The organism is Arthrobacter glycogeni, assembly GCF_054510815.1.
This window is the reverse complement of sequence record NZ_JBTNDV010000018.1, coordinates 21,380-37,968: the sequence shown is the minus strand read 5'-3', so window position 1 is coordinate 37,968 and position 16,589 is coordinate 21,380. Positions and strand designations below refer to the sequence as shown.

Below are 16,589 nucleotides of genomic sequence, written 5' to 3'. Positions count from 1 at the left end.
TTATAGAGCGCGTCGGGGTCGCCAACCGATGTCTGGTAAGGTGGTGGGTAATTGTTTGTGTGGCAGAGGATCGGCGCCCTAGCGGGCGTATCTCCGCGTTGTAGGGAACTTGTACAACGAATGCCACATTTTCGCACGCCTACGGTCAAGTCGCGACGGCTTACAAATGTAGGTTCGGCGCAAACGACAGTCAATATCTCTAGACATTACGGAGAACGCAGAAGTGCCTACTATCAACCAGCTGGTCCGCAAGGGCCGGACACCTAAGGTCGTCAAGACCAAGGCGCCCGCATTGAAGGGCAGCCCCATGAAGCGCGGCGTTTGCACCCGCGTCTACACGACTACCCCCAAGAAGCCGAACTCGGCGCTCCGTAAGGTTGCCCGCGTGCGCCTCAACGGCGGCATCGAAGTTACCGCTTACATCCCAGGTGTCGGTCACAACCTTCAGGAACACTCCATCGTGCTGGTGCGCGGCGGTCGTGTGAAGGATCTGCCCGGTGTCCGTTACAAGATCGTCCGTGGTGCGCTTGATACCCAGGGTGTCAAGAACCGCAAGCAGGCTCGTAGCCGCTACGGCGCGAAGATGGAGAAGAAGTAATGCCACGTAAGGGCCCGGCCCCTAAGCGGCCGCTAGTTGTAGATCCCGTCTACGGTTCCCCTCTGGTCACTCAGCTGATCAACAAGGTACTCGTTGACGGTAAGAAGTCCACAGCAGAACGCATCGTCTACGGAGCACTTGAGGGTGCCCGTGCCAAGAGTGGCGGCGATCCTGTCGCAGCGCTCAAGAAGGCTATGGACAACGTCAAGCCTTCCCTCGAGGTTCGCTCCCGCCGAGTCGGCGGCGCAACCTACCAGGTGCCCGTCGAGGTCAAGCCGGGCCGCTCCATGGCCCTGGCCCTGCGGTGGCTCGTTGGTTACTCGAAGGCTCGCCGCGAGAAGACCATGACCGAGCGTCTCATGAACGAGATCCTGGATGCGTCCAACGGTCTTGGTGCGGCTGTGAAGCGCCGCGAAGACACGCACAAGATGGCTGAGTCCAACAAGGCCTTCGCACACTACCGCTGGTAACCAGACTCCGACTTCTACGAACCCAAGATTTAGGGAGACACCGTGGCACAGGACGTGCTTACCGACCTCAACAAGGTCCGCAATATCGGCATCATGGCCCACATCGATGCTGGCAAGACCACTACTACCGAGCGCATCCTGTTCTACACGGGTGTCAACCACAAGATCGGTGAGACGCACGACGGCGCCTCCACGACCGACTGGATGGAGCAGGAAAAGGAACGCGGCATCACCATCACGAGTGCCGCTGTGACTTGCTTCTGGAACAACAACCAGATCAACATCATCGACACCCCCGGCCACGTCGACTTCACCGTGGAGGTTGAGCGCTCACTGCGCGTCCTCGACGGTGCAGTAGCGGTGTTCGATGGCAAGGAAGGCGTAGAACCGCAGTCCGAGACCGTCTGGCGCCAGGCCGACAAGTATGAAGTTCCCCGCATCTGCTTCGTCAACAAGATGGACAAGCTGGGCGCCGACTTCTACTTCACCGTCGATACCATCATCAGCCGTCTCGGCGCCAAGCCGCTGGTTATCCAGTTGCCTATCGGTGCGGAGAACGACTTTGAGGGCGTCGTCGACCTGGTCGAGATGCGTGCGCTGACCTGGCGCGGCGACTCCAAGGGTGACGTCACCATGGGTGCCAAGTATGAGATCGAAGAGATCCCTGCCGACCTCGTGGAGAAGGCAAACGACTACCGGGCACGCCTGCTCGAAGCCGTTGCTGAAGCCGACGACGAGCTCATGGAGAAGTACCTTGCCGGCGAAGAGCCCTCCACTGCGGAGATCAAGGCTGGAATCCGTAAGCTGACCATTGCTTCGGAAATCTATCCTGTGCTCTGTGGCTCGGCGTTCAAGAACCGCGGCGTCCAGCCGATGCTTGACGCCGTCGTCGACTACCTCCCGAACCCACTGGATGTTCCCCCGATGATCGGTCACGATCCCCGGGACGAGGAAATCGAGTTGACTCGCAAGCCGAGCACCGAAGAGCCGTTTTCCGCTCTGGCGTTCAAGGTGGCGACTCACCCATTCTTCGGGCAACTGACATTCATTCGGGTGTACTCCGGCCAGATTTCCGCTGGAACGCAGGTGACCAACTCCACGAAGAACAAGAAGGAGCGCATCGGCAAGCTGTTCCAGATGCACGCCAACAAGGAAATCCCGGTGGAGGAAGCCCTTGCGGGTCACATCTACGCAGCGATCGGTCTGAAGGACACTACTACCGGCGATACATTGTCGGATAGTGCCAAACAGATTGTTCTCGAGTCGATGAGTTTTCCTGACCCAGTGATTTCGGTCGCGATTGAACCCAAGACCAAGGGTGACCAGGAGAAGCTTTCAACGGCTATCCAGAAGCTCTCCGCTGAGGACCCGACTTTCCAGGTCTCCCTCAACGTGGACACCGGTCAGACCATCATCGCTGGCATGGGCGAGCTCCACCTGGACATTCTGGTGGACCGGATGCGCCGTGAGTTTCGTGTGGAGGCAAACGTGGGCAAGCCCCAGGTTGCCTACCGTGAAACGATCAAGCGCGCAGTTCCCAAGCACGATTACACCCACAAGAAGCAGACGGGTGGATCGGGTCAGTTCGCGAAGATCCAGATCGCCATTGAGCCGATGGAAGTTGAAGACGGGGTACTGTACACGTTCGACAACAAAGTCACCGGTGGACGTATCCCGCGCGAATACATTCCGAGTGTCGATGCGGGCATCCAGGATGCCCTCAACGATGGCGTGCTTGCCGGTTACCCGGTAGTCGGCATCAAGGCTATGCTGCTCGACGGCGCCTACCACGATGTTGACTCATCCGAAATGGCGTTCAAGATTGCCGGCCGGATGGCATTCAAGGAAGCCGCGCGGATGGCTAATCCTGTCCTCCTCGAACCATTGATGGAAGTTGAAGTCCGCACCCCTGAGGAATACATGGGTGAAGTAATCGGTGACCTCAACTCCCGTCGTGGCCAGATGCAGTCCATGGAGGACGCAAGTGGTGTCAAGGTCATCAAGGCCATGGTTCCACTGTCGGGCATGTTCGGATACATCGGTGACCTGCGGTCGAAGACCCAGGGACGTGCCGTGTACTCGATGAAGTTTGACAGCTACTCGGAGGTTCCGAAGGCTGTAGCCGACGAAATCATCCAGAAGACTCGCGGCGAATAGCCCAAACGTAGATCCGCCAACGGAGCCACCCGGCTCCGGCGGCATGCAGTAATTTCATCAAAGTAGAAGCCCCCAGTAGACTTGCAACAGTTTCAGCCGCGAAGAGCGCGGCTGGGAAGCAAATCTTCTCAAACGTTCTAGGAGGAACCCGTGGCGAAGGCAAAGTTCGAGCGGACTAAGCCGCACGTTAACATCGGCACCATCGGTCACGTTGACCATGGAAAGACGACGTTGACGGCTGCCATTTCGAAGGTACTTTACGACAAGTACCCCACTCTCAACGAGGCACGCGACTTCGCGTCCATCGACTCGGCTCCCGAGGAGAAGCAGCGCGGCATCACCATCAATATCTCGCATGTTGAGTACCAGACCGAGAAGCGTCACTACGCACACGTAGACGCTCCCGGCCACGCTGACTACATCAAGAACATGATCACCGGTGCTGCGCAGATGGACGGAGCAATCCTCGTGGTTGCTGCGACCGATGGCCCGATGGCACAGACCCGCGAGCACGTTCTGCTTGCCCGCCAGGTTGGCGTCCCCTACCTGCTGGTGGCGCTGAACAAGTCCGACATGGTCGACGACGAGGAACTGCTTGACCTCGTCGAGATGGAGGTCCGCGAGCTGCTCAGCGCGCAGGGCTTCGACGGCGACGAGGCACCAGTGGTGCGCGTCTCCGGCCTGAAGGCGCTCGAAGGCGACCCCGAATGGGTCAAGTCCGTTGAGGAACTGATGGATGCAGTCGACAACAGCGTCCCGGATCCAATCCGCGATAAGGACAAGCCGTTCCTGATGCCTGTTGAAGACGTCTTCACCATCACCGGCCGTGGCACGGTTGTCACGGGCCGCGCCGAGCGTGGAACCCTGAAGATCAACTCGGAAATCGAGATTGTCGGTATCCGTCCGATCCAGAAGACCACCGTCACCGGTATCGAGATGTTCCACAAGCAGCTCGACGAAGCATGGGCGGGCGAGAACTGTGGTCTCCTGCTCCGCGGAATCAAGCGCGAAGATGTAGAGCGTGGACAGGTTATCGTCAAGCCGGGTTCAATCACCCCGCACACCGATTTCGATGCCAACGTCTACATCCTGGCAAAGGATGAGGGCGGGCGTCACAACCCGTTCTACTCCAACTACCGTCCTCAGTTCTACTTCCGTACAACTGACGTAACCGGTGTCATCACCCTTCCCGAGGGTACTGAGATGGTTATGCCTGGCGATAACACTGAGATGACCGTTGCGCTCATCCAGCCGATCGCTATGGAAGAGGGCCTCGGCTTCGCTATCCGTGAAGGCGGCCGGACCGTAGGCTCAGGACGCGTTACCAAGATCATCAAGTAACTCTTCACGAGTCACTGAGGAAAGGCCCCGCTGCAGTCGCAGTGGGGCCTTTCCTTTGCCCGGGTTTCCAGGGGTACCTATGCGTTGGCGCAGCACATTTGGGCAAACGCCCCCGAAACCTGAAGGCGCCCCACCCATAACTGCTGCGTTTGCTGAATAGTACTGCGCGGGAGGTTTTCGGCAGCGGGAGCCGAGGGCTGGGGCCCCTGGCGGGGGAATGTTGTCAACATAACGACGACGTCGGCTCCCGGCCTGGTGCCGAACCGCGAGACTCGGGGGTATGGGTCGACTATTGGAACTGCGGCACCACTTGAGGACTTCGGCTGAATTGGCGCTTCAAGGCGTAGACCCCACTGCACTGCAACGGCAGTGCCGTGCCGGAACCCTGGTGAGGGTGAGGCAGGGTGTCTACATCAACGCGGGACAGTGGCAGGTCCTGAATCGCTGGGATCGATACCGGGTCCTGGTTTTGGCAGTCAACCTCAGCGCCCAGCGGTCCCCTCTTTTCTCCCATGAGAGCGCAGCCGTGCTGCACTCAATTCCGATCCTGGGTGTTCCTCTGCGTGTGCACACACAACAGGAGGGTCGGCGGTCCGACAGGTCACGGAAGGACATTCGGCGTCATTTCACTGAAGGTTATACGCCGGCCAAGGTACGGCTGGATGGTCTGCGTGTGACCTCCTTGGACTACACGCTTCTAGCTCTGGCCACCGAGTCGACTTTTGCCAGCGCCGTCGTCGCGCTGGATGATTCACTCCGGCGAAACAGAACTGATGCAGCCCGGCTTCGAACAGCCACAGAACGTTTCGGGTCGGCGGCATCGCGAAAACGAATGGACAAGGTGCTGGCCTTTAGCGATCCGGTATCGGGCTCGCCGGGTGAATCCGCCAGCCGGGCCCAGATGGGGCTATGGGGTATAGAGCCGCCGGAGCTTCAGACAAGGTTCACCGATGCACGTGGCTTCGTCGCCCAGACCGACTTCTATTGGCGGGAGCAGAGACTGATCGGCGAGTTTGACGGCCTGGTGAAGTACCAGAAGCCCGAGTACATGGGTGGCCGTAGTGCCAGCCAGGTGGTGGTCGACGAGAAGATCCGCGAGGATCGTTTGCGGGCGCTGGGATTCACGGTGGTGCGTTGGATCTGGGAGGACGTCTACAAGCCGGAGCGGCTGCTCTCTTTGCTTGTCGCCAAGGGGTTGAAAGCCGGTCCTCCGGTCAAGGGGAGGCCGTAGGCCCCGCGGCCAGCGCTGCTGAATCCGGCTAACGCAGCAGAAATCGGCAAACGCCTCTACTATATGTGCCGCGTTTGCCGTTTCGGAGCCCGCCCGCTGGAAAGAGGTGCGGAAGTAGCCAGCCGGCGAGGGCCCAGTCGCAGGGCCCCGGCGCTGGCCCGCTCGCTGGAATGTGGGGGGAGGCACCGAAATTGGGGAAGACACAGTAGGTTCAGGAGAGTGGTGGAGGTGCAGGGGAGTGGTTGCGCGACCACGATCCTGCGGGTGTGCCACTCTTCTGGGAAGGCGGTCCCGAGACAGGCCGCGAGCAAGGTTCACCCGCTCGGGGCGTGTCGGAACCCTGATTCGCCTTCTGCCCTGATATCTGGCAAACTGGACAAGTTGTTCAAGCGCTTGTGCGCGCGGTTTGAGATACTGTCCCGGTCAGGATAATGCCTGATGCAGGGTCGGTGTTCACCGGGCGGTTAGCCCAAATATAGCTACCCCCCTTATTCAGCTCGGCTGGAAACGTGGAAGCATTCTGAGGATTAGTTTGCGAAGAATCCGCGACACGCCCGAGCGCGGGGGTCGGAACCTCCACAGGGTGAGGAACCCGGAAACCTCCGGATTCAGTTTGTGGGAGGAGCGCCAATGCAACAGGCGCAGCACGTGCAGGAACTGACAGATATTCAAGAATTCTTGAGAGAGAGAGTCGAGACGCCATGGCGGGACAAAAAATCCGCATCCGGCTGAAGTCGTATGACCACGAGGTCATTGACGTATCAGCACGGAAGATCGTTGAGACGGTGACGCGCGCAGGCGCTACGGTCGTTGGCCCAGTGCCACTGCCGACGGAGAAGAACGTGTATTGCGTTATCCGCTCACCGCACAAGTACAAGGACAGCCGCGAGCACTTCGAAATGCGTACTCACAAGCGTCTGATCGACATCATTGACCCCACGCCCAAGGCCGTTGATTCGCTGATGCGTCTCGACCTGCCTGCGGACGTGAACATCGAAATCAAGCTGTAAGGGAGAGCGGATCATAATGTCTACTTCACTTACGCGTCAGGTCAAAGGTCTCCTGGGCACCAAGCTCGGCATGACCCAGGTCTGGGACGAAAACAACCTGCTGGTGCCGGTTACCGTCGTCCAGGCCGACTCCAATGTCATTACCCAGCTCCGCTCAGCGGGCCAGGATGGCTACACTGCCGTCCAGATCGGCTTCGGCCAGATCGACCCCCGCAAGGTGACCAAGCCTCTGGCCGGTCACTTCGGAAAGGCCGGCGTCACGCCGCGCCGCCACGTAGTGGAGCTGCGTACCTCCGATGCTGACACCTACTCGCTGGGCCAGGAGCTCTCTGTCGAGATCTTCGAAGCCGGCCAAAAGGTCGACGTCATCGGGACCACCAAGGGTAAGGGCTTTGCCGGTGTCATGAAGCGTCACGGCTTCCATGGCGTTGGCGCATCTCACGGTGCCCACAAGAACCACCGCAAGCCCGGCTCGATCGGTGGCGCGTCCACCCCTAGCCGCGTCTTCAAGGGTATGAAAATGGCAGGCCGTATGGGTGCCGTTCGTCAGACCACTCTGAATCTCACGGTTCACGGTGTGGATGCCGAGAAGTCGCTGCTGCTGATCAAGGGTGCCGTCCCCGGCGCCCGCGGCCAGGTCGTCCTCGTACGTACCGCCGTGAAGGGAGCATGACCAGAATGGTCACCAACTCAGCTGTCAACACAGTAAAGGTCGATCTCCCCGCAGAGATCTTCGACACGCAGACCAACGTGCCCTTGCTGCACCAGGTCGTCGTCGCACAGCTTGCAGCGGCCCGCCAGGGTACGCACAAGACGAAGACCCGTGCAGAGGTATCCGGAGCAGGCCGCAAGCCGTTCAAGCAGAAGGGAACAGGTCGCGCCCGTCAGGGTTCGATCCGTGCTCCTCACATGACCGGTGGCGGCGTCGTCCATGGACCCACCCCACGCGACTACAGCCAGCGCACCCCCAAGAAGATGAAGGCTGCCGCTTTGCGCGGTGCCCTCTCCGACCGCGCGCGTAACGGCCGTATCCACGTCCTCGAGTCCCTGGTATCCGGCGACAAGCCGTCCACCAAGGGCGCAATCGACGCGCTTCGCAGCATCTCGGAGCGTCCACACCTGCTCATCGTTATTGAGCGCGCCAACGATCTCACGGCTCTGTCCGTGCGGAACGTCCCGGAAGTACACGTCCTCTACGTTGACCAGCTCAACACCTATGACGTGCTGGTTTCCGACGACGTGATCTTCACGAAGGCCGCTTACGATACGTTCGTCGGTTCAACCGACACGACCGTAGATGCTGACGAGAGCACAACAGCTACGGAGGACGCCAAGTGAGCGCGACCATCTCCAAAGATCCCCGCGACGTCGTCCTTGCGCCGGTCGTTTCGGAAAAGAGCTATGGCCTGATTGACGAAGGTAAGTACACCTTCCTGGTCGACCCGCGCTCAAACAAGACAGAGATCAAGCTGGCCGTGGAGAAGATTTTCTCCGTCAAGGTCGACTCGATCAACACTCTCAATCGTTCGGGCAAGCGCAAGCGCACCCGCTTCGGCTGGGGTCAGCGGAAGGCTACCAAGCGTGCCATCGTGACCCTCAAAGAAGGAACGATCGACATCTTCGGCGGTCCGCTCTCTTAGGGCGGAGACCACTTTAACGAGGAAATGACACATGGCTATTCTCAAGTACAAGCCAACAACACCCGGCCGTCGCGGCTCGAGCGTTGCTGACTTCGCAGAAATCACTCGGTCCACTCCGGAAAAATCACTGGTGCGTCCCCTCCCTAAAAAGGGTGGTCGTAACAACACCGGTCGGATCACGACCCGTCACAAGGGTGGTGGCCACAAGCGCCAGTACCGCCTGATTGACTTCCGTCGCCACGACAAGGACGGCGTCAACGCACGTGTGGCTGAGATCGAATACGATCCCAACCGCACGGCTCGCATTGCGCTCCTCCACTACGTTGACGGCACCAAGCGCTATATCGTTGCACCCAACCGCCTGAAGCAGGGCGACACGGTGGAAGCCGGCGCTGGCGCTGACATCAAGCCAGGCAACAACCTGCCACTGCGCAACATCCCGGTTGGTACCGTCATCCACGCCGTGGAACTGCGTCCAGGCGGCGGGGCCAAAATGGCTCGCTCGGCCGGTGCGTCAGTCCAGCTGGTTGCCAAAGAGGGCCGCTTCGCGCAGCTCCGCCTTCCTTCCGGTGAAATCCGCAATGTGGATGTTCGCTGCCGGGCCACCATCGGTGAAGTTGGAAACGCAGAACAGTCCAACATCAACTGGGGCAAGGCCGGCCGTATGCGCTGGAAGGGCGTCCGCCCAACCGTTCGTGGCGTCGCCATGAACCCGGTTGATCACCCACACGGTGGTGGTGAAGGTAAGACCTCTGGTGGCCGTCACCCGGTGAACCCGAACGGTAAGGCCGAAGGCCGTACCCGCCGCAAAAACAAAGAGAGCGACTCACTGATTGTGCGTCGCCGTCGTTCCGGCAAGAACAAGCGATAGGAGCCTGGAGACATGCCACGCAGCCTGAAGAAAGGCCCCTTCGTCGATCAGCACCTTTTTGTGAAGGTCGCTCGTGAAAACGACAAGGGCACCAAGAACGTCATTAAGACGTGGTCCCGCCGCTCAATGATCATCCCCGACATGCTGGGGCACACGATCGCCGTGCACGACGGGCGCAAGCACATCCCGGTGTTTGTCACAGAGTCAATGGTCGGGCATAAGCTCGGCGAATTCGCTGCGACGCGGACCTTCCGCGGCCACGTAAAGGACGACCGCAAGGGCAAGCGCCGCTAGGCGCTGCTCGAAGCGGCAGAAGACGAGAGAAGGAAAGCAATGGAAGCCAAGGCAGTTGCGCGTTTTTCGCGTGTCACGCCTATGAAGGCCCGGCGCGTCGTCAACCTGGTTCGTGGCAAGCAGACGAATGAGGCTCTGGCAATACTGAAGTTTGCCCCACAGGCAGCTTCAGAGCCGGTATTCAAGGTAGTACAGTCGGCGGTCGCCAACGCCCGTGTCCTCGCGGACCGGGATGGCGTCGCATTCGACGAAGATAACCTGTTCATCAGCGAGGCATTTGTTGATGAAGGCCCCACGATGAAGCGGTTCCGGCCGCGCGCCCAGGGCCGTGCATTCCGCATTTTGAAGCGGACTAGCCACATCACAGTTGTAGTAGCCACCCCTGAGAAAGCGCAGGTCCGCTAGTGGGACAGAAAGTAAACCCGCATGGGTTCAGGCTCGGTATCACCACGGACCACCGTTCGCACTGGTTCGCCGACAGCAGCAAGCCCGGTCAGCGGTACAAGGACTACGTCCGCGAGGACATCAAGATCCGTCAGCTGATGGCCACCGGCATGGACCGTGCCGGTATCGCCAAGGTTGAGATCGAGCGCACCCGCGACCGGGTCCGCGTGGATATCCACACGGCCCGTCCCGGTATCGTCATCGGTCGCCGCGGCGCCGAAGCAGACCGTATCCGCGGCGAACTGGAGAAGCTAACTGGCAAGCAGGTTCAGCTGAACATCCTTGAGGTCAAGAACCCCGAGATGGAAGCTCAGCTGGTAGCCCAGGGCGTTGCAGAGCAGCTCTCCTCACGCGTGGCGTTCCGCCGCGCGATGAAGAAGGCCATGCAGTCGGCACAGCGCGCCGGCGCCAAGGGCATCCGTGTCCAGTGCTCCGGTCGTCTGGGCGGCGCTGAAATGAGCCGTTCCGAGTTCTACCGTGAAGGCCGTGTGCCCCTGCACACCCTTCGCGCGAACATCGACTACGGTTTCTTCGAAGCCAAGACCACCTTCGGCCGTATCGGTGTGAAGGTCTGGATCTACAAGGGCGACATCACCGCCAAGGAGCTCGCAGCCCAGGCCGCAGCAGCACCTTCGCGTGGACGTGGCGGCGGAAGCGACCGTCCGAGCCGTGGACCAGCAGGAGCTGACCGTGGCGGTGACCGCGGTGCAGACCGTCGTCGTCGTAACCCGGCCGGTTCCTCTCCCGCCGAGGCGCAGGCGACTGCCGCACCGGCTGAAGCTGCAGCTCCGGCAGCAGCGGAAGGAGGACAGGCTTAAATGCTTATCCCACGTCGAGTCAAGTTCCGTAAGCAGCACCACCCGGGTCGTTCCGGCGCTGCTACCGGTGGCACGCAGGTCAGCTTCGGTGAATGGGGTATCCAGGCTTTGACTCCTGCATACGTCACCAACCGTCAGATTGAAGCTGCACGTATTGCCATGACCCGCCACATCAAGCGTGGCGGCAAGGTCTGGATCAACATTTATCCTGACCGACCACTGACCAAGAAGCCTGCAGAAACCCGTATGGGTTCCGGTAAGGGTTCCCCTGAATGGTGGGTATCGAACGTCAAGCCGGGCCGGGTTCTCTTTGAACTCTCCGGTGTATCAGAAGAGGTAGCCCGCGAAGCCCTGCGCCTAGCAATCCACAAGCTGCCGTTGAAGGCACGCATTGTGCGTCGTGAAGGTGGTGAGTAGATATGGCTATTGGTTCAAAGGAACTGACATCCGAGCAGCTGGACGGCTTCGATCGTGATCGCTTGGTCGAGGAGCTCCGGAAGGGCAAGGAAGAGCTGTTCAACCTGCGCTTCCAGTCCGCAACCGGACAGTTGGAAAACCACGGGCGTCTCCGCTCGGTAAAGCGCGATATCGCACGCCTGTACACGGTGATGCGTGAGCGCGAGCTCGGCATTCGGCCTGACTATGTTGCTCCCGTTGAGGAAGCAAAGCCTGAAAAGGCCAAGAAGTCCAAGAAGGCCTCCACCAAAGACGCCCCGGATGCGGGCACCGAGGCATCTAAGGAGGACGCCAAGTGAGTGAACAGAAGAGTGAAGCAACGACGTCGGACGATCTCGCCCGCGGGTACCGTAAGACCCGTCGTGGCTACGTAGTCTCGGACAAGATGGAAAAGACCATCACGGTGCAGGTTGAAGACCGTGTGAAGCACGCGCTGTACGGCAAGGTTCTTCGGCGCAGCACCAAGGTTAAGGTCCACGACGAACAGAACACCGCCGGCATCGGCGATCACGTGCTGATCAGTGAGACCCGTCCACTGTCCGCTACCAAGCGGTGGCGCCTGGTTGAGATCATCGAGCGCGCCAAGTAGGCCCCTTCAGGGATCCTGCAGTTGATGATTGCGCCCCGGACGAGACATCGCGTAAGCGATTTCGTGTCCGGGGCGCTTTCGCGATAAGATAAAAATCTTGTCTGTTCGGTGGGTTAGCGGTATGAACTTCCACACCGGCGATTGAGACAAAAGCCCGATAATCTTGTTCAGCTTCTTTGCGGTGGCGTGTTCGCGCCCGCGCAGGCTGAGGACCAGTATTACGGGGCCAACCCATATCCGTTCCGCAAGGCTCGTAGAGAGAACCAGCGCGACGACAGGAGCAATAAGTGATTCAGCAGGAGTCGCGGCTTAAGGTCGCCGACAACACGGGTGCCAAGGAAATCTTGACCATCCGCGTTCTCGGAGGATCTGGACGCCGCTACGCAGGCATCGGTGACGTCATCGTCGCCACCGTCAAGGATGCAATCCCCGGCGGCAATGTCAAGAAGGGCGACGTCGTCAAGGCGGTAATCGTCCGCACCAAGAAGGAACGCCGCCGCGCGGATGGTTCCTACATCAAGTTCGACGAGAACGCTGCGGTGATCTTGAAGACAGACGGCGACCCACGCGGTACGCGTATCTTCGGTCCCGTAGGTCGCGAACTCCGCGACAAGCGCTTCATGAAGATCATCTCGCTAGCGCCGGAGGTGCTCTAATCCATGGGAGCGAATAAAACAGTGAAATTCAAGATCAAGAAGGGTGACCTGGTCCAGGTCATCAGTGGCGCCAAGCAGGAACGCGGCGGAGACCGCGGCAAGCAGGGCAAGGTTCTGCGGGTATTCCGGGAAAACAACCGGGTACTTGTCGAGGGAATCAACCGCGTGACCCGTCACACCAAGGTGGGACAGTCGCAGCGCGGCTCCAAGACCGGTGGCATCGAGGTCATCGAAGCACCCATCCATATCAGCAACGTTGCAATGGTTGACCCCGAGACCAACAAGCCGACCCGCGTCGGCTACCGCATCGATACCGTCGAGAAAGACGGCAAAGAGCGTACGGTCCGGATCCGCGTCGCCAAGGCATCAGGGAAGGATCTCTAATGACTACCGAAGCCGTAGAGACGAAGATCTCCCCGCGTCTGAAGACACGCTACGCCGCCGAAATCAAGTCTGGTCTGCAGGAAGAATTCAGCTACACCAACGTCAACCAGGTTCCACGCCTCGTCAAGGTTGTGGTGAACATGGGTGTTGGAGATGCAGCCAAGGATTCGAAGCTTATCGACGGCGCTGTCCGTGACATGACCCAAATCACCGGCCAGAAGCCCCAGGTCACCAAGGCCCGCAAATCGATCGCACAGTTCAAACTGCGCGAGGGAATGCCTATCGGCTGCCACGCGACACTTCGTGGCGACCGCATGTGGGAATTCGTCGACCGTCTGGTCTCGCTCGCTCTGCCCCGTATCCGTGACTTCCGCGGCCTCAGCGGCCGCCAGTTCGACGGAAACGGCAACTACACCTTCGGCCTCACCGAACAGTCAATGTTCCATGAGATCGACCAGGACAAGATCGACCGCGTACGTGGCATGGACATCACCGTTGTCACCACAGCAAAGACCGACGACGAAGGCCGCGCACTGCTCAAAGCGCTCGGCTTCCCGTTCAAATCCGAAGATTAATCTAACTACGTTCCAGGTCCGTACCGGGCAGGGCAGGACGGAAGTCCGACACCCTAAACCGGGCCCCGGAAACCGTTACGAGGAAGGGCAAGAGCCCACATGACAATGACAGATCCTGTGGCAGACATGCTGACACGTCTGCGCAACGCAAACTCCGCATACCACGACACCGTGAGCATGCCTTATAGCAAACTCAAAGCTCGCGTCGCCGACATCCTGAAGGCTGAAGGCTACATTGCGGGCTGGAAGGAAGAGGAAGCGGAGGTCGGCAAGAAGCTGACCATCGACCTCAAGTTCGGTCCCGAGCGCCAGCGTTCAATCGCCGGCATCCGCCGCATCTCCAAGCCTGGGCTGCGCGTTTACGCGAAGTCCACCAACCTGCCCCACGTGCTGGGCGGACTCGGTATCGCCATCCTGTCCACGTCCTCAGGACTGCTGACAGACCGCCAGGCATCCAAGAAGGGCGTGGGTGGGGAAGTCCTCGCCTACGTCTGGTAGCCGGAACAGAGAAGGAGTAAACACATGTCACGTATTGGACGTCTCCCCATCTCCGTTCCCGCGGGTGTTGAGGTAAAAGTCACCGGTAACCTGGTGTCCGTCAAGGGAGCCAAGGGCGAGCTGAGCCACACTGTGCCTAGCCCGATCCTGGTGGACCTCGACGAGAGCACCCTGACCGTCTCACGGCCCAACGATGAGCGCGAGTCGCGTTCGCTTCACGGCCTGACCCGCACCCTGATCTCCAACATGATCATCGGTGTGACCGACGGATACAAGAAGAACCTTGAGATTGTCGGCACCGGTTACCGTGTGCAGGCCAAGGGTTCCGATCTGGAGTTCGCGTTGGGCTTCAGCCACCCGGTAGCCGTCAAGGCGCCGGAGGGCATCACACTGACCGTTGAGGGACCAACCAAGGTTTCCGTCTCCGGCATCAGCAAGCAGCAGGTCGGCGAAGTCGCCGCTAACATCCGCAAGCTGCGGAAGCCGGACCCCTATAAGGGCAAGGGCGTGCGCTACGCAGGCGAAGTTGTTCGCCGTAAAGTCGGAAAGTCTGGTAAATAATCATGGCTATCAGCATTAACAAGAAGCGAAGCTCCAAGAGCAAGTCCGCCCAGCGCGGACGCCGTCACCTCCGTGTGCGCAAGCGCATCACCGGAACCGCGGTTCGCCCGCGTCTGGTAGTCAACCGGTCCGCACGGCACATGTTCGTTCAGGTCGTCGACGACGGGCTGGGTGTCACGGTTGCCTCGGCATCCACCCTGGAAGCCGATCTCCGTGCCTTCGACGGTGACAAGACCGCCAAGGCCAAGCGCGTGGGTAACCTCGTCGCGGAGCGTGCCAAGGCTGCTGGCATCGAAGCTGTTGTCTTCGACCGCGGCGGTAACAAGTACCACGGCCGCATTGCCGCCATCGCAGATGGCGCCCGCGAAGGTGGGTTGGCACTGTGACCGAGGAAAACAATGCAAAGGAACCTGAATTGAGTACAGGTACTGAACAGCCCGCTGCTGCGGCTCCGGCCGCAGACGCAACCGCAACGGCAGCAGCCGACGACCGCAAGGGCGGTGCCCGCGGAGAACGTGGCGGCCGCAACAGCGGCGCCGGCGGTGCTGGCGGTCGCGACGGTGGCCGTGGCGGTCGCGACGGTGGCCGTGGTGGTCGCGACGGCGGCCGCGACGACAAGGACAAGTTTGTCGAGCGCGTGGTTGCTATCAACCGCGTGTCAAAGGTAGTCAAGGGTGGTCGGCGCTTCAGCTTCACCGCCCTGGTTGTCGTTGGCGACGGTAACGGCATGGTCGGCGTCGGTTACGGCAAGGCCAAGGAAGTTCCGTCAGCAATCGCCAAGGGTGTTGAAGAGGCCAAGAAGTCCTTCTTCAAGGTCCCACGCATCGGTGGCACGGTTCCTCACCTGGTTCAGGGCGAAGCGGCAGCAGGCGTAGTCCTGCTCCGACCAGCCTCGCCAGGTACCGGCGTTATCGCCGGCGGCCCGGTGCGTGCTGTGCTGGAATGCGTCGGCATCCACGACGTCCTGTCCAAATCACTCGGCTCCTCGAACGCCATCAACATTGTTCACGCAACCGTTGACGCGCTGAAGCGGCTGGAAGAGCCCCAGGCAGTAGCGGCACGTCGCGGGTTGCCACTGGATCAGGTTGCTTCCTCGTCGATGCTGCGCGCAATGCAGGAACAAAAGGCAGGTGCGTAATGGCAACTCCCAAGCGCGTGTTAGCAAGCTCAGCGAAGCTTGAAATTACCCAAATCAAGTCCGTCATTGGCGGCAAGCAGAACCAGCGCGACACGCTGCGGTCACTCGGTCTCAAGCGCATCGGACACACTGTTGTCCGTACCGCCGACGCCGTCACCGTTGGCATGGTCAACACGGTTCCGCACCTCGTGAAGGTTGAGGAGGCCAACTAATGGCAGAGAAAGAAATGGCGACAGCCACAGCAACTGGCACCGAGCGCGTTCACGCACTCAAGGTCCACCACCTGCGTCCCGCCCCCGGAGCGAAGACCGCCAAGACCCGCGTGGGACGTGGCGAAGGCTCCAAGGGTAAGACCGCAGGACGCGGTATGAAGGGAACCAAGGCCCGCTACCAGGTCAAGGCAGGCTTCGCAGGCGGACAGCTTCCCCTGCACATGCGCCTTCCTAAGCTGCGCGGCTTCAAGAACCCGTTCCGGGTCGAGTTCCAGGTAGTCAACCTGGACAAGATCTCGGAGTTGTACCCGAACGGTGGCGAGGTATCAGTCGACAGCCTGGTAGCCTACGGCGCGGTTCGCAAGAACCAGCCCGTGAAGGTGCTGGGTACCGGTGACATCACCGTTAAAGTCGATGTTACGGTCCACGCCTATTCGGCCAGTGCTGCAGAGAAGATCGCTGCAGCTGGCGGTTCGGTCACCGGACTCTAAAAAATGCCGCTGTGATCTACCCGATCCAGCAACTAGACTCTTGGTGGGCTGGAACTTTCCGGCCCGCCAAGAGTTTTTTACGGCCACATAGGCTTACCTAGCCGCCCCCGGGTCCGACGCACCGGGTTTCAACCGTTAGACTCGGTTGTTGTGTA

At 60.1% G+C, this 16,589-nt stretch carries 25 protein-coding genes and 1 pseudogene; all 26 read left to right on the top strand.

What is annotated here, in order from left to right:
- The first annotated feature begins 223 nt into the window (after positions 1-223).
- On the top strand, positions 224-598 hold the full coding sequence (rpsL, locus tag ACX80G_RS16040; RefSeq protein ID WP_019481488.1) for a 30S ribosomal protein S12: 375 nt from the start codon (positions 224-226) through the stop codon (positions 596-598).
- Positions 598-1,068, top strand: coding sequence for a 30S ribosomal protein S7 (rpsG, locus tag ACX80G_RS16035; RefSeq protein WP_019481489.1), 471 nt, complete (start codon positions 598-600; stop codon positions 1,066-1,068). The genes rpsL and rpsG overlap by 1 nt, the downstream gene beginning before the upstream one ends.
- A gap of 42 nt (positions 1,069-1,110) precedes the next feature.
- Positions 1,111-3,225 carry an elongation factor G gene (fusA, locus tag ACX80G_RS16030; protein ID WP_459308912.1) on the top strand — a complete coding sequence of 705 codons (2,115 nt, stop codon included), beginning with the start codon at positions 1,111-1,113 and terminating at the stop codon, positions 3,223-3,225.
- 150 nt (positions 3,226-3,375) lie between these two features.
- Complete coding sequence (gene tuf, locus ACX80G_RS16025; protein WP_459308910.1) at positions 3,376-4,566, top strand: elongation factor Tu; 1,191 nt, start codon at positions 3,376-3,378, stop codon at positions 4,564-4,566.
- 280 nt (positions 4,567-4,846) lie between these two features.
- A pseudogene (locus ACX80G_RS16020) lies at positions 4,847-4,972 on the top strand (hypothetical protein); the annotation flags it as partial.
- 426 nt (positions 4,973-5,398) lie between these two features.
- Positions 5,399-5,797 (top strand): PDDEXK family nuclease, encoded by a 399-nt coding sequence (locus ACX80G_RS16015; RefSeq protein WP_459308952.1) that lies wholly within the window; start codon positions 5,399-5,401, stop codon positions 5,795-5,797.
- Between the two features lie 701 nt (positions 5,798-6,498).
- Positions 6,499-6,807 carry a 30S ribosomal protein S10 gene (gene rpsJ, locus ACX80G_RS16010; protein ID WP_003803825.1) on the top strand — a complete coding sequence of 103 codons (309 nt, stop codon included), beginning with the start codon at positions 6,499-6,501 and terminating at the stop codon, positions 6,805-6,807.
- Positions 6,808-6,823: 16 nt separating this feature from the next.
- The gene (rplC, locus tag ACX80G_RS16005) at positions 6,824-7,480 is read left to right on the top strand and encodes a 50S ribosomal protein L3 (RefSeq protein WP_459308908.1); all 657 of its coding nucleotides are present in this window, start codon (positions 6,824-6,826) and stop codon (positions 7,478-7,480) included.
- The gene (rplD, locus tag ACX80G_RS16000) at positions 7,477-8,145 is read left to right on the top strand and encodes a 50S ribosomal protein L4 (protein ID WP_459308907.1); all 669 of its coding nucleotides are present in this window, start codon (positions 7,477-7,479) and stop codon (positions 8,143-8,145) included. The genes rplC and rplD overlap by 4 nt, the downstream gene beginning before the upstream one ends.
- Complete coding sequence (gene rplW, locus ACX80G_RS15995; RefSeq protein ID WP_196840168.1) at positions 8,142-8,447, top strand: 50S ribosomal protein L23; 306 nt, start codon at positions 8,142-8,144, stop codon at positions 8,445-8,447. The genes rplD and rplW overlap by 4 nt, the downstream gene beginning before the upstream one ends.
- Positions 8,448-8,478: 31 nt before the next feature.
- Positions 8,479-9,318, top strand: coding sequence for a 50S ribosomal protein L2 (gene rplB, locus ACX80G_RS15990; RefSeq protein WP_196840169.1), 840 nt, complete (start codon positions 8,479-8,481; stop codon positions 9,316-9,318).
- 12 nt (positions 9,319-9,330) lie between these two features.
- Complete coding sequence (gene rpsS, locus ACX80G_RS15985) at positions 9,331-9,612, top strand: 30S ribosomal protein S19 (RefSeq protein WP_019481497.1); 282 nt, start codon at positions 9,331-9,333, stop codon at positions 9,610-9,612.
- Between the two features lie 39 nt (positions 9,613-9,651).
- On the top strand, positions 9,652-10,017 hold the full coding sequence (rplV, locus tag ACX80G_RS15980) for a 50S ribosomal protein L22 (RefSeq protein WP_026553530.1): 366 nt from the start codon (positions 9,652-9,654) through the stop codon (positions 10,015-10,017).
- The gene (gene rpsC / locus ACX80G_RS15975; RefSeq protein ID WP_459308905.1) at positions 10,017-10,874 is read left to right on the top strand and encodes a 30S ribosomal protein S3; all 858 of its coding nucleotides are present in this window, start codon (positions 10,017-10,019) and stop codon (positions 10,872-10,874) included. Before rplV ends, rpsC begins: the two co-directional genes overlap by 1 nt.
- The gene (rplP, locus tag ACX80G_RS15970; protein ID WP_459308904.1) at positions 10,875-11,291 is read left to right on the top strand and encodes a 50S ribosomal protein L16; all 417 of its coding nucleotides are present in this window, start codon (positions 10,875-10,877) and stop codon (positions 11,289-11,291) included.
- Between the two features lie 2 nt (positions 11,292-11,293).
- Positions 11,294-11,629, top strand: a complete 336-nt coding sequence (gene rpmC, locus ACX80G_RS15965; RefSeq protein ID WP_171618254.1) for a 50S ribosomal protein L29 — start codon at positions 11,294-11,296, stop codon at positions 11,627-11,629.
- On the top strand, positions 11,626-11,919 hold the full coding sequence (rpsQ, locus tag ACX80G_RS15960; protein ID WP_459308902.1) for a 30S ribosomal protein S17: 294 nt from the start codon (positions 11,626-11,628) through the stop codon (positions 11,917-11,919). Before rpmC ends, rpsQ begins: the two co-directional genes overlap by 4 nt.
- Positions 11,920-12,206: 287 nt before the next feature.
- Positions 12,207-12,575: a 50S ribosomal protein L14 gene (gene rplN / locus ACX80G_RS15955; protein WP_019481503.1), complete on the top strand. Its 369-nt coding sequence runs from the start codon at positions 12,207-12,209 to the stop codon at positions 12,573-12,575.
- Positions 12,576-12,578: 3 nt separating this feature from the next.
- Positions 12,579-12,959, top strand: coding sequence for a 50S ribosomal protein L24 (gene rplX / locus ACX80G_RS15950; RefSeq protein ID WP_459308900.1), 381 nt, complete (start codon positions 12,579-12,581; stop codon positions 12,957-12,959).
- Positions 12,959-13,534 carry a 50S ribosomal protein L5 gene (gene rplE / locus ACX80G_RS15945; protein WP_459308898.1) on the top strand — a complete coding sequence of 192 codons (576 nt, stop codon included), beginning with the start codon at positions 12,959-12,961 and terminating at the stop codon, positions 13,532-13,534. The genes rplX and rplE overlap by 1 nt, the downstream gene beginning before the upstream one ends.
- Before the next feature lie 99 nt (positions 13,535-13,633).
- The gene (gene rpsH, locus ACX80G_RS15940) at positions 13,634-14,032 is read left to right on the top strand and encodes a 30S ribosomal protein S8 (protein ID WP_019481506.1); all 399 of its coding nucleotides are present in this window, start codon (positions 13,634-13,636) and stop codon (positions 14,030-14,032) included.
- Positions 14,033-14,056: 24 nt separating this feature from the next.
- Positions 14,057-14,593, top strand: coding sequence for a 50S ribosomal protein L6 (gene rplF / locus ACX80G_RS15935; protein ID WP_459308896.1), 537 nt, complete (start codon positions 14,057-14,059; stop codon positions 14,591-14,593).
- Positions 14,594-14,595: 2 nt separating this feature from the next.
- Entirely contained in the window at positions 14,596-14,979 is a 384-nt protein-coding gene (gene rplR, locus ACX80G_RS15930) for a 50S ribosomal protein L18 (protein ID WP_019481508.1), read from the top strand.
- 29 nt (positions 14,980-15,008) lie between these two features.
- On the top strand, positions 15,009-15,731 hold the full coding sequence (gene rpsE, locus ACX80G_RS15925) for a 30S ribosomal protein S5 (protein ID WP_459308895.1): 723 nt from the start codon (positions 15,009-15,011) through the stop codon (positions 15,729-15,731).
- Positions 15,731-15,943 (top strand): 50S ribosomal protein L30, encoded by a 213-nt coding sequence (gene rpmD, locus ACX80G_RS15920; RefSeq protein WP_459308894.1) that lies wholly within the window; start codon positions 15,731-15,733, stop codon positions 15,941-15,943. The genes rpsE and rpmD overlap by 1 nt, the downstream gene beginning before the upstream one ends.
- Positions 15,943-16,434, top strand: coding sequence for a 50S ribosomal protein L15 (gene rplO, locus ACX80G_RS15915; protein WP_459308892.1), 492 nt, complete (start codon positions 15,943-15,945; stop codon positions 16,432-16,434). Before rpmD ends, rplO begins: the two co-directional genes overlap by 1 nt.
- Positions 16,435-16,589 lie beyond the last annotated feature (155 nt).